General features: G+C 35.8%; 16 protein-coding genes and 2 tRNA genes. 9 read left to right on the top strand and 9 right to left on the bottom strand.

The window, feature by feature from the left end:
- The first annotated feature begins 214 nt into the window (after positions 1-214).
- The 3 genes from ACY0M5_RS10480 to ACY0M5_RS10470 all read left to right on the top strand — a co-directional run bounded on the left by ACY0M5_RS10480 (position 215) and on the right by ACY0M5_RS10470 (position 6,078).
- Complete coding sequence (locus ACY0M5_RS10480) at positions 215-1,738, top strand: efflux RND transporter periplasmic adaptor subunit (RefSeq protein ID WP_461629053.1); 1,524 nt, start codon at positions 215-217, stop codon at positions 1,736-1,738.
- Between the two features lie 79 nt (positions 1,739-1,817).
- Complete coding sequence (locus ACY0M5_RS10475) at positions 1,818-4,910, top strand: efflux RND transporter permease subunit (RefSeq protein WP_461629052.1); 3,093 nt, start codon at positions 1,818-1,820, stop codon at positions 4,908-4,910.
- On the top strand, positions 4,903-6,078 hold the full coding sequence (locus tag ACY0M5_RS10470; protein WP_461629051.1) for a TolC family protein: 1,176 nt from the start codon (positions 4,903-4,905) through the stop codon (positions 6,076-6,078). Before ACY0M5_RS10475 ends, ACY0M5_RS10470 begins: the two co-directional genes overlap by 8 nt.
- A 408-nt stretch (positions 6,079-6,486) precedes the next feature.
- On the opposite strand, the gene ACY0M5_RS10465 is transcribed toward ACY0M5_RS10470, so the two are convergent.
- The gene (locus ACY0M5_RS10465) at positions 6,487-8,964 is read right to left on the bottom strand and encodes an AsmA family protein (protein WP_461629050.1); all 2,478 of its coding nucleotides are present in this window, start codon (positions 8,962-8,964) and stop codon (positions 6,487-6,489) included.
- A gap of 256 nt (positions 8,965-9,220) precedes the next feature.
- On the opposite strand from ACY0M5_RS10465, the gene ACY0M5_RS10460 reads away from it, so the two are divergent.
- Positions 9,221-9,294: transfer RNA gene (locus ACY0M5_RS10460), tRNA-Arg, on the top strand.
- Positions 9,295-9,412: 118 nt separating this feature from the next.
- On the opposite strand, the gene ACY0M5_RS10455 is transcribed toward ACY0M5_RS10460, so the two are convergent.
- On the bottom strand, positions 9,413-10,396 hold the full coding sequence (locus ACY0M5_RS10455; protein ID WP_461629049.1) for an ISAon1 family transposase: 984 nt from the start codon (positions 10,394-10,396) through the stop codon (positions 9,413-9,415).
- A complete protein-coding gene (locus tag ACY0M5_RS10450; protein ID WP_156197417.1) occupies positions 10,371-10,751 on the bottom strand; it encodes an ISAon1 family transposase N-terminal region protein in 381 nt (126 codons plus the stop codon). Before ACY0M5_RS10450 ends, ACY0M5_RS10455 begins: the two co-directional genes overlap by 26 nt.
- Before the next feature lie 306 nt (positions 10,752-11,057).
- On the opposite strand from ACY0M5_RS10450, the gene ACY0M5_RS10445 reads away from it, so the two are divergent.
- Positions 11,058-11,131 (top strand) — tRNA-Arg (locus tag ACY0M5_RS10445).
- Between the two features lie 242 nt (positions 11,132-11,373).
- On the opposite strand, the gene ACY0M5_RS10440 is transcribed toward ACY0M5_RS10445, so the two are convergent.
- Positions 11,374-12,405 (bottom strand): PfkB family carbohydrate kinase, encoded by a 1,032-nt coding sequence (locus ACY0M5_RS10440; protein WP_461629048.1) that lies wholly within the window; start codon positions 12,403-12,405, stop codon positions 11,374-11,376.
- Between the two features lie 557 nt (positions 12,406-12,962).
- On the opposite strand from ACY0M5_RS10440, the gene ACY0M5_RS10435 reads away from it, so the two are divergent.
- The gene (locus tag ACY0M5_RS10435) at positions 12,963-14,453 is read left to right on the top strand and encodes an acyl-CoA dehydrogenase family protein (protein WP_124993835.1); all 1,491 of its coding nucleotides are present in this window, start codon (positions 12,963-12,965) and stop codon (positions 14,451-14,453) included.
- Between the two features lie 236 nt (positions 14,454-14,689).
- Here the strand turns inward: ACY0M5_RS10435 and ACY0M5_RS10430 are convergent, their stop codons facing one another.
- A complete protein-coding gene (locus tag ACY0M5_RS10430) occupies positions 14,690-15,004 on the bottom strand; it encodes a hypothetical protein (protein ID WP_124993834.1) in 315 nt (104 codons plus the stop codon).
- A 7-nt stretch (positions 15,005-15,011) separates the two neighbouring features.
- The gene (locus ACY0M5_RS10425) at positions 15,012-15,263 is read right to left on the bottom strand and encodes a hypothetical protein (RefSeq protein WP_156195768.1); all 252 of its coding nucleotides are present in this window, start codon (positions 15,261-15,263) and stop codon (positions 15,012-15,014) included.
- A 405-nt stretch (positions 15,264-15,668) separates the two neighbouring features.
- Between ACY0M5_RS10425 and ACY0M5_RS10420 the strand changes: the two genes are divergently transcribed.
- The gene (locus ACY0M5_RS10420; RefSeq protein WP_124993832.1) at positions 15,669-16,553 is read left to right on the top strand and encodes a carbon-nitrogen hydrolase; all 885 of its coding nucleotides are present in this window, start codon (positions 15,669-15,671) and stop codon (positions 16,551-16,553) included.
- A gap of 1 nt (position 16,554) precedes the next feature.
- Positions 16,555-17,598, top strand: coding sequence for an agmatine deiminase family protein (locus tag ACY0M5_RS10415; RefSeq protein ID WP_461629047.1), 1,044 nt, complete (start codon positions 16,555-16,557; stop codon positions 17,596-17,598).
- A 58-nt stretch (positions 17,599-17,656) separates the two neighbouring features.
- Here the strand turns inward: ACY0M5_RS10415 and ACY0M5_RS10410 are convergent, their stop codons facing one another.
- Together ACY0M5_RS10410 and ACY0M5_RS10405 are read right to left on the bottom strand one after the other, a co-directional pair.
- A complete protein-coding gene (locus tag ACY0M5_RS10410; protein WP_461629046.1) occupies positions 17,657-19,180 on the bottom strand; it encodes a hypothetical protein in 1,524 nt (507 codons plus the stop codon).
- Positions 19,174-19,737, bottom strand: a complete 564-nt coding sequence (locus ACY0M5_RS10405; RefSeq protein WP_225441434.1) for an RNA polymerase sigma factor — start codon at positions 19,735-19,737, stop codon at positions 19,174-19,176. Before ACY0M5_RS10405 ends, ACY0M5_RS10410 begins: the two co-directional genes overlap by 7 nt.
- A gap of 222 nt (positions 19,738-19,959) precedes the next feature.
- Here ACY0M5_RS10405 and ACY0M5_RS10400 point away from each other — a divergent pair, with 222 nt between their 5' ends.
- A complete protein-coding gene (locus ACY0M5_RS10400) occupies positions 19,960-20,673 on the top strand; it encodes a hypothetical protein (protein ID WP_124993829.1) in 714 nt (237 codons plus the stop codon).
- 105 nt (positions 20,674-20,778) lie between these two features.
- On the opposite strand, the gene ACY0M5_RS10395 is transcribed toward ACY0M5_RS10400, so the two are convergent.
- Positions 20,779-21,501 (bottom strand): hypothetical protein, encoded by a 723-nt coding sequence (locus tag ACY0M5_RS10395; protein ID WP_461629045.1) that lies wholly within the window; start codon positions 21,499-21,501, stop codon positions 20,779-20,781.
- Positions 21,502-21,548 lie beyond the last annotated feature (47 nt).

The following is a 21,548-nucleotide window of genomic DNA, read 5'->3' as shown; positions in this document are numbered from 1 at the left end:
CTGAACTCTATTGAGATAATCGATATACCTAATAATTAATGGTATAAAAAACTCACAAATCTGCAATAAGACCAATGTTACAAACACTTGTTTTATGCTGTAAAACCGATTCTTTTTTAAAATAATTTCTATCTGTGCAATCCCAATGCATTCGGGACTGCATTCTATCGACTTATTTTAAGGTGAATTTGGCATCATACAAAATATAAATACAATGAAACAATATATCTGGATAAGCTTTTGCTTATCAATGCTATTAAGCGCCTGTCATTCTTCAGAAAGTTCAAATACCGATCACGAAGGTCACAATCATTCTGCTGAAACGGAAGCTCACGAAGATCATACCACAGAAAGCCTGACCTTATTTAATGATAAAACGGAACTATTTGTAGAGTTTCCTACTTTAATGTTGGGACATACAAGTCAATTTTTAACTCACTTCACCAATTTGGAAAGCTACAAACCATACACAGAAGGAAAGTTAACCGTTAGCCTGATAAAAGAGGGAAAAGTAGTTCGTCAAACAGTAGAAGCACCGGCGAGAGAAGGGATATTTACTCCAAATGTACAGGCAAAAGAAGCAGGAGTCTACACTCTCGTATTTGATATTGAATCGAAATATGGGAAAGAACAATTCTCAGCTAAAAATATTCATGTTTATAAAGATCACGAAGAGGCAGAATTGGCAGAAACACCTGAAACCGCCGAAGGAATAAATTTTCTGAAAGAGCAAGCCTGGAAAATCGATTTTGCGACTTCTGAAGCTAAATTGAGTCCTTTTCAGCAAATCATTAAAACAACAGGAATTTTACTTCCATCTGTTAATATGGAAAAGCAAATTGTAGCCAAAAGCAGTGGTATCGTTCATTTTCAATCGCAGGATCTTGTTCCCGGCAAAACCATTAAAAAGAACGATCCGATATTCAATCTTTCGGGAAACGGCTTGGCAGGCAATAATATTTCCACTCAATTTACCGAGGCAAAAACCAATCTGGAAAAGGCAAAATCAGCTTTCGAAAGAGCTAAAACACTACACGAAGATCAAATTATATCCGAAAAAGATTTTGTGGAAGCAAAAAGCAATTTCGAGAATGCAAGCGTAAATTACGAGAGCATCAATAAAGATTACAATTCGAATGGTTTTTTGATTGCTTCGCCTGTCAGCGGATTTATTTGTGATGTTTATGTGAACGAAGGACAGTATGTTGAAAAAGGAGATGTATTGGCTAAAGTTGATCAGGGATCTAAATTATTACTAAAAGCAGATGTGTATCAGAAACACCTTCAGCAATTGAAACACATTAAATCAGCAAACTTTAAATTACCGTACAGCGAACAAATATTCGATACAGAAAAGCTGAACGGAAGATTAATCGCCTACGGTAAAGACATACACGAAGATGATTATACAACACCTCTGTATTTTGAATTGGATCTGACTTCGGATTTATACGCCGGATCGTTTGTTGAAGTTTATCTGAAATCAGAAAGATCATCAAATGTTCTTCATATCGAAAAGTCAGCTGTTCTGGAAGATCAGGGACTAAAATATGTGTTTGTGCAATTATCCGGCGAAAGCTTCGAAAAACGATTTGTAACTATTGGTATTAGTAACGGTCAGGAAGTAGAAATTACTTCAGGACTTAAAGCCGGCGAGCGTGTTGTAAGCAAGGGTGCTTATTTTGTAAAACTTGCCTCAATGGCAGGTGCATTGCCCGCACACACGCACGAGCATTAAATTTTGATGCAAGTGCGTAGTAATGAACAAGAAAGCAGGCTTAACTAAAACTGATACAAAAAATTTAAAATAAACTATCGTGTTAAATAAAATCATACAATATGCATTACACAATCGTATTCTTGTGCTGTTTGTATCCATCCTCCTAATTTTAGGTGGTGGTTATACAACAGCAAACATGGATGTGGATGTGTTTCCCGATCTGACTGCCCCAACCGTGGTAGTTATGACAGAAGCTCATGGAATGGCTCCCGAAGAAGTTGAAAAACTGGTCACCTTCCCTATTGAAACTGCTGTTAACGGAGCTACTAATGTCAGACGCTTACGTTCCTCCTCATCAGCAGGATTCTCCATCGTATGGATCGAATTCGAATGGGGAACCGACATTTACAAAGCCCGGCAAATTGTGAGCGAGAAGCTGTTAGCAGTTTCCGAAAGCTTGCCCGAAGGAGCTGGAAATCCTAGTTTGGCTCCTCAATCATCAATTATGGGAGAAGTCTTAATAATTGGACTGCAATCGGACAGCATTTCTCCAATGGAACTAAGAACTTTGGCTGACTGGACCATTCGTCCGCATTTGCTGGCGATTAACGGGGTTGCACAGGTTGTTGTAATCGGCGGCGAATTCAAACAATATCAGATCTTGGCCAATCCTCAAAAAATGAGGTATTACAAAGTTAGTATTGATGAATTAATGAAGGCAGCCCGCTCTACCAACCAGAATTCTGCCGGTGGATTTATCAACGAATACGGAAACCATTATAACATTAGAGGAATTGCCCGCACATCAGATTTTAAAGAACTTGGGAACTCTGTTGTGAAAATGTACAACAATATTCCTGTTCGAATTAGTGATATTGCTGAAGTTAAGGCTGCCGCTGCGCCAAAAATTGGTTTGGGAACCATTAACAGTGAGCAGGCAGCCTTGCTAACTGTAAAAAAGCAACCAGGCATCAATACACTAAAGCTGACCGAAAAATTGGATCAGTCTATTGCAGAATTATCAAAATCATTACCGGCAGGGGTCACTGTGAACACACACATTTTCCGTCAGGCGGATTTTATTAACTCATCCATCGGGAATGTTAAAAAAGCACTGATGGAAGGTTCCATTTTTGTGATTGTGATTTTACTGGTATTTCTGATGAACTACAGAACAACCATAATTTCACTTTTAGCAATTCCAATTTCGCTTTTGGTAACCATGATCACCCTTAAATTTTTGGGCATTACCATAAACACCATGACTTTAGGAGGTATGGCCATTGCTGTTGGTGATTTGGTTGATGATGCAATTATTGATGTGGAAAATGTTTACAAACGACTCAGGCAAAATCATCTTTTACCAAAGGAACAGAGAAAAAAACCAATTAAAATCGTTTACTCTGCATCCTGCGAAATTCGTTCATCCATTATCAATGCAACCTTTATTATTATTGCTGCTTTTTTGCCTTTATTTTTCCTAAGTGGTATGGAAGGCCGAATGCTTCAGCCACTTGGCATTGCGTTTATCGTTTCTCTTTTTGCTTCATTGGTTGTTGCGCTTACTCTCACTCCTGTTTTGTGCAGCTTCATGCTCACCAGCAATAAAATGCTCGACAGAAAGAACAAAGAAAGCTGGTTGGTTGCTCATTTAAACAAATGGTATGGCCATTCTCTCGGGAAAGCCTTGCAATATAAAAAATGGATATTGGGAAGTGCTGCCCTCCTGTTTGTTGTTTCCATTTTTATCCTTTCGGGATTAGGCAGAAATTTCCTTCCTGAATTCAACGAAGGCTCTCTAACCATTACAGCGATCACCAAACCGGGAATTTCTTTGGAAGAATCGAACAAGATTAAAGTTTTGGCCGAAGATGCCTTAAGAACAGTTCCTGAAATCCATTTAACCGCCCGACGAACAGGCCGATCTGAGTTGGATGAACATTCGTTTGGTGTCAATACCTCTGAAATTGAAGTGCCTTTTACATTGACAGAAAGAACCAAATCTGAATTCCTTCTGGAAGTCCGTGAAAAATTGAGTCATATCTCAGGCGTTAATTTCGCCATAGGACAACCCTTAGGACACAGAATAGATCATATACTTTCCGGCACTAAAGCCAATATTGCGATCAAGATTTTTGGTGATGATTTAAATTTAATGTTCAAGCTGGCAAATGATATCAAAGCATCAATTTCTCCGATAGCAGGTGTTGTTGATGTGAATGTGGAACAGCAGGTAGAAATTCCGCAAATCCGCATTTTGCCAAAACGCAATATGCTGGCTAAATATGGAATTTCAATTGCTCAATTCTCTGAATTTATTCATGTAGCATTTGCTGGATCGAAAGTTTCGGATGTGTTTGAAGGAATTAGAGCTTTCGATTTGGTGGTAAAGTACAACGAAGAAAACCGTGGTAGTTATGATGCCATTCAAAATGCCTTGATTGATACATGGGATGGAAAGAAAATTCCTTTTAGTTATGTAGCCGAAATTCAATCGCTATCGGGTCCAAATACCATTCACCGCGAAAATGTTCAACGCAAGCTGGTTGTTTCTGCCAATGTTGCCGATCGTGATCTTCGCAGTGTTGTTACTGATATTCAGAACAAAGTTGAGCAAGACATAAAATCACCTGAAGGTTATAGAATTGAGTACGGCGGACAGTTTGAAAGTGAAGCCAAAGCTTCCCGGGTTTTGATGATCGCATCAATGTTCAGTTTTCTGATTATTTTCCTTCTGCTATTTCAGGAATTTAGAAGTCCTCAACTGGCGGGTATCATTTTATTGAATTTACCCTTGGCGCTTATTGGAGGTGTTTTTACAATTTATTTCACATCTGGAATGCTTAGTATTCCAGCAATAATTGGATTCATCACTCTGTTTGGTATTGCTACACGAAATGGTATTTTACTTATCTCTAACTACCAGAGCATGAAGAAAAAGGGACTGGAAATTAAGGATATTATCGTTCAGGGATCTGTTCACCGATTGAGTCCTATTTTAATGACAGCATTGACAGCAGCACTGGCTTTAATTCCAATGGCAATAGCTGGTGATCAGCCGGGAAATGAAATTCAAAGTCCGATGGCAGTTGTTATTCTGGGTGGACTATTGAGTTCTACCCTACTGAATATTTATATTATTCCAATCGTGTATCTCTTACTGAACACTAAAAACAAAGGAAATGCTTAAAACTTTATTATTTATCACCATAACTGGATTGGGCTTTCAAGGAATGGCTCAATCCTCCGTTCAGAAAATTCTGAAAGAGATTGAAAAAAACAATCCAAAACTTCAAGCACATCAGCAATATTTGGAAGCACAAAAATTAGGAATACGGTCTCAAAACAATTTGGCCAATCCTGAATTGGAATGGGAAAAAAGTTTTTCTTCGCAGGAGGGCAAACCCTACGAAATTTTGGTGAGTCAGAGTTTTGATTTTCCAACCAGCTATATCTACAAAAATCAGCTTAGAGATGAGAAAATAACCAATCTGAAAAATATACAGGCAAAAGTAAGACAAGACATTTTACTGGAAACAGAATTGATTTGTTTTGAGCTTATTTACCGAAACAAACAAAATATAGAGTTGAGTACAAGATTGGATAATGCTGAAAAATTAACACGCTTTTTTGAGAAGAGGTTACAAGAAGGAGATGCCAATATTCTAGAGGTTAATAAAATCAGAATGCTGGCTCTTAACACAAAAAATCAGCTGCAACTGGTTCGAAACAAAATATCCAATCTAAAAAAAGATCTACAAAAGCAGAATGGAGGTTTGGAACTGAATTTAAATGACCTTGAGTATCCTGTTGTGAGTATGGACGAGGACACTAAACTTCTACTTGCAAATGCTGTAACCACCGATCCTTACTTAAACCAACTAAGAGCAAATGAACAGATGGCTTCGAAAGAAACTTCTTTGGTAAAAACAAATTCTCTTCCTAAGATATCAATCGGATATCGCTATTTAGGTTCAGATTTGATGAAAGAAGCCAACGGTATGAAACTCGGAATCAGCATTCCTTTGTGGGAAAATAAAAACAAAGTAAAGCAGGCAAAACTAATGGAACTGTTCCGAAAAGAAGAGCTGTCCTTCGAGAAAATGGAGAAAGAAAATGAATATGAGAAACTTTTTCAAACTTTTTTCAGTCTAAAATCCAGTCTTTCCGATTATCAAAATGTATTTGCGGAAAAGAAATATGATTCTCTTTTACGCAAGGCTCTTAGTTTCGGAGAAATATCTGGAATTGAGTATCTTATGGAGAGTATTTACTACTACGAAAGTTTCGATACTTATCTTGAAATTGAACATGAATACAACATCAACAAGGCTAAGATACTAAGATATCTACTTTAATACTTATGTAGATCCATTAAAAATATCACTTTTCGTATAACTTTTTTGAAACCCTTAGCGTAGAAGTAGCAAAACGGTTTCCGTTTTTAAGGTTTAAAGTGAATAGATTAAAAAAGGATGGGGTGGTTACCATCCTTTTTTGTTGTCCAATAATTAGTATTTTTCATCGTAAATTATCAATATATTTATCAATTACTTGACAATAAAAAATTTATTCCTATATTTAAGTTGAATTCTCAATTGAAAATTCAGGTTATAAAGTGAATTAGAGAAGGGATGGAGTGGTTGCCATCCCTTTTTTCATGAGAAAACTCATGTTTTGTTTGAATACAAATCTCTTAAAAACATCATAAAAAGGAGGAATATCAGATCCCTCCTTCACATATTCTTTTTTTAGAAATTCTTAATCTATTTAAATAATTTCTTCAGTAAATCCTTCCCTTTCTTTTCCAATTCTTTCTTGGCCCGTCGTTCCAACTCTTTGGCTACGGCATACTGAGCCTGCTTAATTGCTTTACTTAAATCAAGCTTCACATTTGGATTATCAACCGTACCAGTAATCTTCACAGCAACATCAAGCTCTTTAACTTCATCGAAACCAGGTAATTTATCGAAATACTGATTTACCTCTTTGCCCAACTCATCTTTTGGCAATTTCATATCCATGGTAAAATTCAATTTTCCATCAACAGACTGAGTTCCGTAAATTTGTGCCGGATGTCCTGCAACTTTAGCTTCAAACGGCTTTACCTCCACATTTCCATCAGTAATTACAAAATTCATATCGAATTGAGTTATCGAAATCCGTTTGTATTTGTCATTTTTTAATGCTGCAGCCAAGGCGTCGAAAGCTTTATTATCTTTTATCACAATCATTTTGGAATGAATTGCTCCATTTCCATTCAATGTATTCATTACCGGATTCATTTCCTGATCAAGCAAAGATGTAATCTTTAAATCGGATGAAATCTTACCGGAACAATTCATAGCAATTGGGAGCATCTTTTTAATCATGCTTAATGATTCGTATGCTGAATTGATATCAAAATCCTTCACATCCAAACCAAAATCAATGGCTGGTTTCTGAATATTCTTAGTATTGTAGGAACCATTCATTGTCATCGAGCCTTTTAACATATCCATGGATAAGTCAGTTAACTGTGCTTTAGCATTTTTAACAACAATTAGTCCCTTCATATTTTCGATATTCATTTTATCGAACCGTATCAGTTTCATCGAAGAAACCAATTTTAAGTCTAAATTAGCCGGAATTTCAATCACGCTTAATGGAATTGTATCCGAAACTGCTTTTGCATCCTCTTCCTCAGTCATAAATTCATTTATATCAAATAAATTTGAACTCAAAATGAAGTTTCCTTTTAAAACTTTATCTTTTAAAACGTAAGGGATATAGTCCTCTATTTTTCCAGTTAACTGAATATCCGAAAATCCAATTTTGGAGTTAAAAGAAGTCAGGCTAATGTATTTTGGCGTAAAATTCAGAACAGAACTTATGATCTTAATTCCCTGCGGAAAATCAGGAGTTGAGAATTCGAAGTTTTTCAATTTCACATCCCCTTTGGTCGTAATTTTTTCATATTCCTCCTTTTCTATAGCAGACATCTTTCCGCTAAAACTAACATCAGAAGTTACGATGCCTGTAATTTTAATGCTATCCATTGGGATTGCATGGCGAATTTTAGCAAAATCAATCACTCCTTTGAATAAACCATTCATGTAAGGATCAGATATTGGGTTTTTCACATGAATTTCTGCATCGAACGGATTGTTGGCAACCTCAAAATGAAATGAATTTACATCAGCTGTCAATAAATCCAGATCTCCTCCCGGATGTTTTACTTCTGCATTTATGGTAATATTGTTAATCGATTCTCTTAGATCAGGATATTTTAGAGTAGCCTTATCAACTGCTAGTTTAGCACCAAATGACGGCATATAATCTTCTTTATAATCCCCTTTTACGAAAGCTGTTAATGCCAGAGTTCCGTTAGTCTCCAATCCATTAAGATCAGCTTTGAATACATCAGGAACCATTGAAAGCAAGGTTTTAAAATCTGCCTTCTGAGCATTCATTTTCAGATCCAGACTATAACCATCCTCTAACATTCCAACATTTCCATCTATACCGAACACCAGTTCATTTAAGGTTAGTTTATTCTCTTTAAATGTGAATATCATATTCTGAAGATCAGCTACAATAACTGCATCAAGCGTTACACTCGCCTTTTTCAAATATTTTACGCCATCGTAATCCAAATCAATTCCTGTAATTTGCGATTTTACATTCAAATTCGTCGATTTCACTGTAAAATCACCATTTAACGTCAAATCCAAATCATCTACAACAAGAACAGTTTTTATGGATGCATCCGCATAACGCAAAAAGAAATCTTCAATACGCACTTCTTCAAAAATCACTTTAAAATCGGAAACCTCGCCAGTCTCCTCTTCCACCACTGCCTCATCAGATTCCTTTACAATATCCCAATTTGCTTTACCCGATTCCAAAACAACAGCATTTACTTTTGCGTTGGCCAGCACAATTGCCCCAACTTTTATTTGAGTACCGGACAACGCTGAACCCAAATCAACTGCAGTATATAAACTACCAACTGAAGCCAAAGTGTCATTTGCAAATTCATTTTTACCAACAACAGTCACATCTTCAAGCTCAACATAAAGGTTTGGGAAATTTTTGAACATCGATAAGGACAAATCTCCTATTTCAACCTTGGCATCTATCGTATTATTAATTTCGGTTTTTACCCGCTCCATTATCTTATCTTTAAAGAAAAAGGGTAAAATGATTAGCAGCGCTAAAAGTAAGACTACAAATCCTCCAAAAAATTTTAGAAACTTCTTCATTATATCATTTATTTATATGGTTTTACATAACAAAAGTACAAAACCTGAAGGATTATACTCGATTCAATGAAAAAATAATCATGAACAAAGTAAATTTAGTTTTTTTTATCCTTAACTAAAATCCTAACTAAAAGATTTAGAGTTTTTTAATACCAGCTTCTTTCTGAAGTTTCATTTTTATTAAAAAAAGACTCCTATTTATAGACCCAAAATGTAAAATTTATCTATATTTGCACCGCATTACCGAGGTAATCATGGATGCGTAGCATAACTGGATAGTGCACTACGTTACGGCCGTAGAGGTTGGGGGTTCGAATCCCTCCGCGTTCACAGAAAACTCATCAAGAAATTGGTGAGTTTTTTTTATTTTTAAAATATATCCGTTTAAATCATTCGAACAAACAACTAAAAATGGATCAATTCAAATATAAGGTGGAGTAAGTTTTTTTTATGCATATATTTTAGCTACCCTAAAAAGGAAGAAGTTAATCTCTCTCACCCCTCTAAGTGATGTCCTGAATGCTTTCAGTTTTACATTGAAAGATTCCGCCGAAGCATTCGTACTGCGATTATCAAAGTAGTTTAAAATACCTTGATAATGATCTTGGATAGTGTTTTTAATACTTCTGAATGATTTAAATCCAGTCTCTTCAACCTTTCTAAACCAATGAGCTAATTTTGTATAAGCAATACCCTTTTCTTTGGTTTGTGTAAATATCAATCTCAGGTTATGAGTTAACATGTATGCTTCTTTCATATCAGGATATTGGGCAAATAAAATTTTTGCACGTTTTTTCTGACTTCTTGTCCAATTGTTTGCAGATTTAAAAAGTAAATACCTGCTTCTTGCCAAAAGTTGCTTTTTAGAATCCCCATTATCAAATACGGCCGGCTGATATTTCTCTTCCCTGTAATTAGCTTCTCTGATCGCTTTAGATTCTTCATTTAGAGCATCCCAACGATGAGCTATCCGCATTTGCTGTAAACCGTCATAAGCCAATTTCTGAACATGAAAACGATCAATTACCCTGCTTGCTTTGGGAAAACTGCTTTGTACGATTTTATTCATGCTTCCCGCCATATCCAGAGTTACTTCTTCGACTAAACCTCTAATACTCTTGGGAGTCTTCTTTAAGATGGAGATGATATTTTCAGATTGAGTCCCTTGAATCATGGCAACCAATGCTCCTTTTCGGCCTTTTGCTGCTTTATTGGTAATTATTGTATAAAGCTCTCCATTGGTTAAGGCTGTTTCATCAATACTTAGCTTAGTACCAATATTTTCAGGAAAAACCATCCACTTGTGAGCATGAGATTTCTGATCCCATTGATTAAAATCACTTAAGTGTTCTTTGTATTGCTGAGAAAATTGATTCCCATTGATATGATAATGTTTTTCAAGGCTTTTACTGCTGATCGGGTATTTGTCCAAATAATTCTTTTAAAAAAGAAGCGAACCCTTTTGTATATCGAGCTCCCTTTGCTATCAAATCCCAATCTCTGCTTACAATCTGACCCGTAGAACAAACGAGCCACTTCCTTTTGCGAACATGCAGGTAAACCATGCGTTCCCGAATAGGGTAATCTTGAATCACCACTGCTGACTGAAAACCTTTTGAAGTCAGCTTTTCTGATGAAAATTCTTCTGGGAATTGATGTAATTCATCCAGATGAACATCCAATCGATTTTCATCAATAATAACTTGAGTGATCTCAAAATAGGAAAATATCTCTTCTGGTAAAATTGCTTGAAGTAAGAGGGTGTAGTGATCTTTTGTTGAATCCATCGTCTAAATTTTAGACAACAAAATTAAATTATTCCTTTTGATCCACCTACTTTTTGAATTGATCCAGCATTACTGTATAGTGCATGACTGACTCGGGCTTGTTCACTCAGAAATTGTAGTTCGTAACTTATTTTTTATGACGAGGAATAATCCCTTCGTGTTTGCAGAAACTCATCAAAAAATTAATGAGTTTTCTATTTAAATCTTAATTTAAACAAAAGACATTTTTTTTCGTAATAATTAAATGTAAACTTGCAGTATTAACAGAAAAATACCTATATTTGCACCGCCTTAAAAAGCAAAAAAGGATGCGTAGCATAACTGGATAGTGCACTACGTTACGGCCGTAGAGGTTGGGGGTTCGAATCCCTCCGCGTTCACAGAATAACTCATCAAATATATTGGTGAGTTTTTTTATACTTCAAATTCAAAACACATTCAGGGATGAGAACCCAATTAAGGTTCGTAACAAGTTCATGACGAGGGACGAGGAATAATCCCTCCGCGTTCACAGGAAACTCACCAATTTCTTGATGAGTTTTTTTGTTTTAATAAGAATGATTGCCCCTACTGATTTAAGATCAATATGTTTGGAAACAATAGTGTATTTTAGAAGATTTTACTACCAATCAATTTTACCGCCCAAGTCCCCTTTCATCAACTGTTCCACTTCTTCTACGCTAACATCATTCACATCACCAGAAATTGTGTGTTTTAAAAATGAGGATGCAACAGCAAAATCAATTATTTTTTGAGGATTGTTGGGATAAGTAAGAAAACCATAAATTAATCCGGCCATTAAAGCATCCCCTCCACCTACACGATCGACAATATGAGTCATTTGATAAGTTGAAGATTTCAACACTTGGTTTCCATCGAACATAATCCCAATCCAACTATTGTGATTAGCACTAATGGTTCCTCTTCGTGTGGTTATAATTTTTTCAAGCCTTGGATACTTTTCCATCAAAAGTTTGGATACAGTACCAAAAGTTTCATTCGAATACTCAGCATCGGCGGGTAAATTGGTTTGAATACCCAAAACTTTACCTGCATCAAACTCATTTCCTATCAGCACATTTGTTTTAGCAATTAAGGCAGGCATTACTTCTTCCGCCTTATTGCCTTCCTTCCAAAGCTTGCTGCGGTAATTTACATCACAAGATACACTTATTCCCATTTCGTTCGCCTTCACCAATGCTTCCTCTAATACCTCAGTGGCACCATGAGAAATGGCAGGCGTGATCCCCGTCCAATGAAACCAGCCTGCATCTCGAAATACCTCATCCCAATCGATCATGCCTTTTTTAAATCCAGTAAATGCAGAACAAGCCCGATCATAAACTACTTTTGAACCTCGGGCAACTGCTCCTGTCTCCAAAAAATAAATTCCCAAACGTTCCCCACCAAAAACAATTTGGTGCGTATTTACACCAAGCTCATTCAGTGTTTCTTTGCATAATTTACCAATGTCATTATCCGGTAAACGAGTAATATAAGAAGTAGGAATCCCATAATTTGCCAATGATACAGAAACATTCACCTCTCCTCCACCAAAAGTGGCAGCAAAAATGTTGGTTTGTGAAAATCGTTTGTAGCCAGGTGTTGCCAGTCGCAACATAATTTCTCCGAAAGTGATTACTTTTTTATTCATTGCTAATTCCTACTATCATTTAAATCTAAAACTCAAGACAAACACCTCTTTTTTTTCATCTTGTGAGAAATTATTCGAAAAATACTAGACTCTGTGTGCGTTAACGGCCAGAGTCAAAAAAACCAAAATCAGCTGTAATTAAATTTTGAAAACAAATACATACAACACAACATACAATAAGCTTTAAACCAAGGAATATTCTCGTTTAATTTAAAAAAACAAAAAGAATAAGTTAGTCCGTGTTCGTTAACGGAACGAATATACTAAAAAAACACAATTATATAGCAATAGCTAAAATTATTCTCTTAATAAATACCTGTGAAAAAATAACTCCTGCAGAAATAAAGACTGACATATTCCTCCTAAATACTGCCTTTTCAATTTAGAAAAACGAAATTAAAAGACATGTGAGTCTTTAAATTCATTTATTTAGCTTATTTTTATTCCGTCTAAATCCCAATTAAAATAAGCGACAACTATTACAGCAAGCAAATTGTGGATTTAAACCAAATAACCTACTTCCTTTTGAAGTAGAATAAATTAACCAAACAAAAAACATGAGTACAAATTTTTCTGAATACATACAGGCTTTTGAAAAGACTCTTAAATCTGTTTTTCACGAACGAGATGACATTAACAAATTTAGTTCACAAAGAGGTTTACCTCCTTTGGTAATGAGAGAAGTTATGTCAGGAAACCCACTTTCCGTTGCAATTCCTGAAAATTATGGAGGTAGAGGCATTAAAGTAAAAGAATGTCTCGGCATATTAGCCTCTGCCGCATATGAATCTCTTCCTTTATCGCTAACCTTTGGAATTAATATAGGTCTCTTTCTTGAACCTGTGGCCAAATATGCAAATGAGATCGTAAAAAAAGATATTTTTCAACGCTTCCTTACCAAACAAAATATGGGCGGCTTAATGATTACTGAACCTGATCATGGAAGTGGTGCTTTAAATATGCAAACTTCATTCACAGAGAAAGACGATTGTTTTCATATTAAAGGAACGAAACATTGGCAGGGACTAACCGGTTTAGCCGATTATTGGTTAATTACATCCCGTCATCAAAAACAGGATGGACAACTTGGCAGAGATATTGATTTTTTCATTTGCGATGTAACTCAAAAAAACCAACAAGTCGTTGTTGAAGAATACTATGACAATCTTGGTTTGTATATGATTCCTTACGGCAAAAATAAGCTCGATTTACAAATTCCAAAAAACTTCAAATTAAATCCTGAAACAACTGGAATTAAAATGATGCTTGATATTTTGCACCGAAGCAGAATGCAATTTCCGGGTATGGGACTTGGTTTTATTAAAAGACTGATGGATGAAGCTTTGAATCAATGTAAAAATAGAATCGTTGGCGGCAAAAGTTTAATCTCTTACGATCAAGTCCAATTTCAAATCTCTAAAATTCAGAGCGCTTTCACAATATGCTCGGCGTTTTGTTCCAGAAGCAGCACAAAAAGCAGCATCGAAAATGATCTTTCTGCAGATGGAATTGAGGCCAATAGTGTAAAAACGATCGTAACTGATTTAATGCAGGAATCTGCCCAAACACTGGTTCAGTTATCTGGCGCAAAAGGCTATCGACTTAGTCACATTGGAGGCAGAGGAATTGTGGATAGCCGCCCGTTTCAAATTTTTGAAGGAGCAAATGAAATGCTCTATACTCAAATTTCAGAAATGGTAATCAAACTAATGAAAAAGAAAAAAGAATTCAACTTGTTTCAATTTCTGAAAAATTTCGATTTAACAACTAAAGCATCCGAATTCTTTAAAAAGCAAACTGATTTTTCTTTAAACACCGATTTACCTCAACGTAAATTAGTTGATCTGGGAAGAGCCATAGGTAGAATTGTATCAGCAGGATTAGTAATTGACCTTGCTGAAAAAGGATTCCGAAAAGATTTAATTGAAAACTGTTTGTCTTCTCTTCAGCAAGACATCAGTAATCTAATCTATTCTTACCACAACAGCTGTAAAATTACAAGTGTTGATGAATATCAAGACGGAAGTTCATGGTTGGAATTCTCTTAATTCAATATCTATTTGTGCAATAACAAACAATGGTCATCTGCAACAGATGGCCATTTATATTTTTAAACAACAGACAACTATCTTCTGGTAAGTCGGAGAATAATAATGTCGCATTTATTTTTCACCCCTAAATCCCCTAGGGGACTTTTTGCAGCATATAAACAATAGCTCCTCTAGCGAATTGAGAAGAATACTACAAAATCGAGTAACAAAGATGAGTAAGGTTTATTTAAGAATCAGGGAATAAATTTTAATTCTACTTCGTTGTCGCTCCCTTCTTTTTGCATTAACTGAAACTGCCCTTTCGGATTAATTTTCAAGCCCTTTTCAGTGGAAGAACTCGTAATTCTATCCTTTAACTCAGTCTGAACTTCCTGTGACAAACAATCATTAAAGTGCAGAAAAAAAGAATTTAAATTCGTATCGTCAAACTGAATCAAGAAAGCATTGCTGTCTACAAACAACAAATCATCATAAGGATAAGAGATTGTAAATCCCAGCTCTTCAATCAACTCCTTTATTTTTGTTAATTCCCGGTATATAGTACTCATAAACATATTATTTCGTGTCACAAATGATTAATTCAAATAGATGTTTTACATGAAAAAGTTTGTCGGCCTGCTCGGCAAACTGGCATTCAGAATGTAAATGATTAAAAGCATCTTCAAATTCGGCATCCGAAAACTCCAAATCCTCTGCAATCTGAAACTTTCTAAATTCCATAATTCCATTTAATTTGTAAAGCGATTTCCGAAAACTGGAATCTAGATCCACGTTTTTCATGAATTTTATTGCATTTCCTATCGACATATGGTTTGATTTTACATTTTTGTTAACATTCCCGAGCCATATCCTACATTTATGTAGGGAAAACATATTCACAACTCTTTTCAACCCCAATAAAATTAAGACTTTCAGAGAATCCGAATTATTTTCAATAATTAAGAAACAATTCGAATGCCAATTAATGAGCGGTCAAAGTACTAAAGTCTTATGCTATATCAGGAAATGAAGCAGAAAGCACATATTTAAAGTAACAATAGAGTTCAAACAGACTTAAGTTAGCTTCTCTTTGCTGATTCTTTAAGTGTTGGTAAGAATCTGAATTTTTCTTCACCTCACTTTTTATTTACAATGCGAAATTTTAAATTTTTGCCGCCTTTTTATCCTGTCCTTTATAAAAAGAACTATTTTTATGCCGAAATAGTAAAGACGATGAAAAGAAAATATAAAGTATCGGTTATTCAGCTTAACCTAAATGACATACCGGAAAACAACCTAAAAAAATGTTTAAGCTGGGTGAGAGAGGCTGCAAAACAAGGAGCAGAGGTAATATCATTACCTGAACTATACAGCAGTCATTATTTTTGCCAAAGCGAAGATGTTGACAATTTTGCCTTAGCAGAACCTTTGTACAGTACCTCATTTACAGCTTTTAGTGCTTTGGCAAAAGAGCTGGGTGTAGTGATCATTGTCCCGTTTTTTGAAAAAAGAATGCCAGGCATCTATCACAACAGTGCTTACATTATTGATACCGATGGATCTGAAGCTGGCTTGTACCGAAAAATGCACATTCCAGATGATCCCCATTTCTACGAAAAATTCTATTTTACTCCGGGAGATTTAGGCTTTAAAAGCATAAATACCAGTAAGGGCAAAATAGGAACCTTAATTTGCTGGGATCAATGGTATCCCGAAGCTGCAAGATTAACTGCACTAAAGGGAGCTGAAATCTTATTTTATCCTACTGCAATTGGTTGGGCTCCGCACGAAGTTGAAGAGTTTGGAGAAAAACAACACGGCGCATGGATGAATGTAATGAAAGGTCATGCTGTTGCAAATGGAATTTATGTTGCTGCAGCAAACCGAATAGGATTGGAAAAATATGTTCCTGACACAAATGGAATTATCTTCTGGGGAGGTTCATTTATAGCCGGTCCGCAAGGTGAAATATTAGCTCAGGCTTCTCACGATAAAGAAGAAATATTAATTGCTGAAGTCGACTTGGATTTACAAGAGAATGTTCGCCAAAACTGGCCTTTTTTCAGAGACAGAAGAATTGATGCATTCGGAGAAATTACCAAAAGAGCAATTGATTAATATGAGCGCACAAAACAGAAGATTCCCGGCTGAATGGGAAAAACAACAAGGCATTATTCTTTGTTTCCCGCACAACGGGAACGATTGGCCTGGAAAATATCAGGCCATACAGTGGGCTTTTATAGAATTTATTAAGAAAGTTGCCGGCATTGAGCAAGTTGTGCTTGTAGTGGCCAATGAAAAAATAAAACAAAAAGTAAGCGGGATGCTTACAACGGCTCATGTAAATCTTGCCAACATCGATTATGTGCTGCACAAAACAAACCGGAGTTGGATGCGCGATTCCGGACCTATTATTATAAAAAATGGAACCAATTCACGTGAAGCATTAAACTTCAATTTTAATGGCTGGGCGAAATATAAAAATTTCCAGTTGGACAAACCTGTCCCTGAAAAATTGGCTTCCTTTCTTAAACTTCCTGTAACACAGGCTATGTATAAAGGCAAACCTGTAGTTTTGGAAGGTGGAGCTATTGACACCAATGGCAAAGGAACGCTTTTAACTTCTGAGGAATGTTTGCTCGACCCTGAAATTCAGGTTCGCAACCCTGGCTTTACCAAATCAGATTACGAAGCTGTTTTTAAAGAATATTTAGGAATCACAAACACCATTTGGTTGGGAAATGGAATTGGCGGAGACGATACACATGGACATATCGATGATTTGTGCCGTTTCGTTAACCAGAATACCATTATTACAGTGGTTGAGTCGGACAAAGAGGATGCAAATTATCTGCCTTTGCAGGATAACCTTACCCGATTAAAAAATGCCAGACTGGAAGATGGTACACAACCCAATATTGTGGAATTGCCAATGCCTGGCAAATTAGAATTCGATGGAATTAGAATCCCTGCAAGTTATGCTAACTTTTTAATTTTAAACCGTTGCGTTCTTGTTCCTACATTCAACGACAGTAAAGATCGAATTGCATTGCAGATTATAGCTGATTGTTTTCCCGATAGAGAAATAATAGGCATCAGCGCTATTGATCTAATTTGGGGTTTTGGAACTTTACATTGCTTGAGTCAGCAAATTCCTGAATAAACCACTTTGCAAAAATAAACTACAAACCACTGGAATTTCCAGTGGTTTTTGTTTCACTTTAAAAATCGTAACGAATACCAGTGAAGATGCCAATTGAATATGGCTTGTAATCGTACTGATTACTTGTGTTAATAGAGTTTAGATAATATTTTACCGAAGGTTCTAAACCAATCTGAAGTTTTGAGTTCAGCCTGTATTCCAAACCAAAACTAAACTGAGAACTGAAGTTTGTCGTACGAATGCCATCAATTTCTCCTATCTTTTTATTTCCCTGTGATTGGTCGTACACACCATTTCCAACAATCATATTGGCACTTAATCCACCCGAAACGAACATTCCTACTCTCTTCTGAATAAGATTGTAACGCATTAAAAGAGGTATTTCGATCGACTTAAAGCTTTGAATTAAATCTTCCGAAGAAGATGGAGAATAAGAACTTGAAATTTTATCGCCAGATGCTGCAGTCATAGGTAAATTACTACCACCACTTAATTTTATTGGTCCTGCTGCTGTGTGTTCCGGATAAGTTCGTGTTAATACAACTTCATTATTCACAAAATTTTCATCAGATCCAAAAATTGGATCGGCATACATAAGGCCATCCCGGCTTCCACCGCGAGCACTCATATCCTGACCAAAGCGGTTGTAAACTATTCCGGTTTGCACAGCCAATTTCTCATTCATGGCATAATTTACCTTAGCTCCTCCTCCAACACTCCAAATTCCAGAACCTGCATTACCACCTTTACTATCGCCCGAATAAGAAGAATAACTAGACGAAACCTGACCTATTATTGACCATCTGTTTTCTTTATTTTTATCGTGTCCCAATTGCTCAATTGCCAAAATATTTTTTTGAATTTGTATTTCATCCGCTAAACGCACTAAATCCTGTTGCTTGGCTAACTGACTCGTATTTGGAACTAACTGAGAAGGAAGATCGTACTCGAAATTCGAAAGCTTTTCCTTCGTTTTTCGATTCATCAATCCATTCACAAATTCGCTATCCAAAAAGGCCAAATCTTTTTTGTTTGATAGAAATGCGGTGTTTAATTTCGATGCTCTAATTTCCGTACCATTAGAATCTGGAAACTTACTAAGCAGACTGCTTGTATTTCCATTGTTAAATATTTCCGGTGAGTTTGCATCCCCTAAATTCGGTTTATGAGATACTTTATCTGCAATCATTATTTCCTCTTGCTTATTTTCAGACACATACAATTCATCTGAAGTATTCACATTATTGGTTAATTCCTTTTTAGTTGAACTATTCGTTTTGGAGTCTATTTGCTGATCGAAGTTTCGCACAGAATCATTTTGATGCGATGCACTGTTTTCAGAAAGAGTATTTAACTGCATGTTGTAGTTTGACTGCCCACTAAAATAGTGATTGCCTATAACCAAGAGCAAAAGAATTGACGCAGCAACACCTGTCCACATGTAAATAGCGAACAACCTCTTCTTCTTTGCTGCCATCAGCTGGCTGTTTATTCCTTCCCACACTTTAGGGTTCGGAGGAACTGACAGATTTTTTAATCCATCGGCAAAAAGACTATCCATATGTTTGTTGTCCTTTAGCATACTCTCAAATTATTCTCTTTCACACTTAAGTAATCATTTACTTTTTGTTTTAAAATGGCTCTTCCCCGAGCCAAATTAGATTTTGACGTTCCAACTGAAATATTCATCACTTCAGCAATTTCGTTGTGCGGATATCCATCCAAAACATATAAGCTAAATACCATTCGATACCTATCGGGTAATTCCTGCACCATTTTAAGCAAAACATCTATAGAAATATCCAATTCTGAATAGTTTTCATCACCATCATCTTCTATCTCAATAAACTCCTCAACAACTTTAATTTTCTTCGCTTTTCGAAATTTTTCGAGTGCGGTATTCACTATTATTCTCCTCATCCACCCTTCAAATGATCCTTTAAACTGATAAGATTTAATATTCTGGAAAATTTTAATGAACCCATCCTGCAAAGTGTCTTCAGCCTCGGCCAAATCTTTAGAATAGCGCAAACTCACCCCTAACATTTTAGAGGCAAATTCTACATAGAGAAATTCTTGAGCTTTCGATTTTCCCTTAATGCAATCCTTTATGATTTGATCCAACAGATGGTTTTCCAACTTCTTTCGTGGTTTAGCGCAAAACAGATTTATCTGTTAGTTGCAGTAATTACAAATGGGTTGCGTTAAATTTACGCTTTTTTTTAAATATTTGATCCTCATCTCTACTCCTTAGATCTTCAAAATAAATGTAAAAAATAACACCTCTCAAAGCAACCAATTTCATTTTTACTCATCAAATAGGTAAGTCAACAGAAATATTAATTTAATATTTATTAAAAAATGAAAAAGTTAAAAATTAGCCTTCTACTATTAATATCCATATCATTACTGTCTGCTTGTGACACAAACGATATTCAAGATGTTCAATTTAATGGTGCTGGCGATGTATTTGTGCGTTGCATTAAAGTTGGTGATGAAACCCGGTATGCTCCGGTATTTTATTCTTACTCGAATGAAAATTTATCCTTAACATCAGTTGAAAGTCCTGCATCCGAAGTGCCGGATTACAATTTAAGTGATTATTCTGCTGATAAAAGAGTGTTTAGACTACTTCCAAATGCTGCAGATTATTCAACTGATGATGTAGCCAATGGTATTTATCAATTTAAATTAACCTCAACAAAACAAGAAACAATCCAAACTCAGGATAAACTTTTGGATTCGAGAATTGACCCAATGGTTATTACTGATTTTACCTATACTAAAGAAGGCCATATTTTCGAAATTAAGTGGAATGAATTGAATCATGCCGATACTTATGTGGTAAAATTAATGGCCGAGAAAGATGGATTGTCTTATTATATTTCGGATCGAATATCTGCAACAGAATATAAGTTTAATCAAAACTCAAAAAACTGGGCATACAATATTCAATTAACCGCCGGAAAAACTTATTGGCTAGGTGTATTTGGTTATGAATTTGAAAATTCTTCAGTCGCTGATGGATCAAACATCAACTGCGAAACTGTTGAATACAAAGAGATTGTTTGGTAACAAAAAAATCCCGCATTCCAAAAGGATGCGGGATTTCAATGTTGATCGTTAATTAAGTTCTGAACTTATATTTAATCAGAATATATTCTGACAATTAGTTCCAATTTAGAAACCGATACCTAAAATAAGGTTAGCAGTTTCTGTCTGTGGGTTAATACCGATCTTAGCCCATGTATTCAAAGAAAAATTTTCGGTAATCTTCACTGTTCTTGTAGCAGAAGCTCCAATGTTTACAAAACCAAAGCTCTCTCCGTAAACCTGATTTTCAAATGCATTAAGACCTGCAAATAAAGAAACTGTCTCTCCTCCAATTTTTACTGGATAGCCAAACTCTACATAGGTTGAGTAGTTCTGATCTCCGTTTGCATCCAAATCGCGACCATAAAGCATTGTACTCCAACTAACACTTAACGGAAAGTTATCAGTAACATAGAAATTGAAACTCGCATCAATCAAGTGATTTGTTGTGCTTTTATCCAAATCAAGATAGTTGTAATTGTCGATAGAAGCTCTGTCTCTGTTTGCGAATAAATCCCAAACTGCAACATTAAAATGATCACTAAACTTATATCCTACATGAAAATCGAACTCTGAATAAGTATTGTCAAATGCATATCCACCCCATGCTCCAAAAGTAAAATTTTCATTGGTATATGCCATATCCATTTCGAAGTTAGCAGTATTACTTACCATGATACCTCTCCAGTAGTGACGGGTAGTTACCGATGGACTTACTGCTACTTTACCTTGTGCATTAACAGTAAGGTTTGAAGCCATTATTATCATCAGAACTAATAATGCTGATAGTTTGAATGTAATTTTTTTCATCTTAATTTGAATTAGTTTCTGATGAGATTTGGATTACCATGTATTCC

It is taken from the genome of Labilibaculum euxinicum, assembly GCF_963678175.1.
Lineage (GTDB): Bacteria > Bacteroidota > Bacteroidia > Bacteroidales > Marinifilaceae > Labilibaculum > Labilibaculum euxinus.
This window is presented reverse-complemented; position numbering and strand designations above follow the sequence as displayed.

Bases quoted from the DNA above. Each gene is read 5' to 3' on its own strand.
- ACY0M5_RS10400 (WP_124993829.1), top strand. From the start codon at position 19,960: ATGAAAAAGTTAAAAATTAGCCTTCTACTATTAATATCCATATCATTA.
- ACY0M5_RS10470 (WP_461629051.1), top strand. From the start codon at position 4,903: ATGCTTAAAACTTTATTATTTATCACCATAACTGGATTGGGCTTTCAA.
- ACY0M5_RS10480 (WP_461629053.1), top strand. From the start codon at position 215: ATGAAACAATATATCTGGATAAGCTTTTGCTTATCAATGCTATTAAGC.
- ACY0M5_RS10420 (WP_124993832.1), top strand. From the start codon at position 15,669: ATGAAAAGAAAATATAAAGTATCGGTTATTCAGCTTAACCTAAATGAC.
- ACY0M5_RS10395 (WP_461629045.1), bottom strand. From the start codon at position 21,501: ATGAAAAAAATTACATTCAAACTATCAGCATTATTAGTTCTGATGATA.
- ACY0M5_RS10435 (WP_124993835.1), top strand. From the start codon at position 12,963: ATGAGTACAAATTTTTCTGAATACATACAGGCTTTTGAAAAGACTCTT.
- ACY0M5_RS10450 (WP_156197417.1), bottom strand. From the start codon at position 10,751: ATGGATTCAACAAAAGATCACTACACCCTCTTACTTCAAGCAATTTTA.
- ACY0M5_RS10465 (WP_461629050.1), bottom strand. From the start codon at position 8,964: ATGAAGAAGTTTCTAAAATTTTTTGGAGGATTTGTAGTCTTACTTTTA.
- ACY0M5_RS10410 (WP_461629046.1), bottom strand. From the start codon at position 19,180: ATGCTAAAGGACAACAAACATATGGATAGTCTTTTTGCCGATGGATTA.
- ACY0M5_RS10430 (WP_124993834.1), bottom strand. From the start codon at position 15,004: ATGAGTACTATATACCGGGAATTAACAAAAATAAAGGAGTTGATTGAA.
- ACY0M5_RS10440 (WP_461629048.1), bottom strand. From the start codon at position 12,405: ATGAATAAAAAAGTAATCACTTTCGGAGAAATTATGTTGCGACTGGCA.
- ACY0M5_RS10415 (WP_461629047.1), top strand. From the start codon at position 16,555: ATGAGCGCACAAAACAGAAGATTCCCGGCTGAATGGGAAAAACAACAA.
- ACY0M5_RS10425 (WP_156195768.1), bottom strand. From the start codon at position 15,263: ATGTCGATAGGAAATGCAATAAAATTCATGAAAAACGTGGATCTAGAT.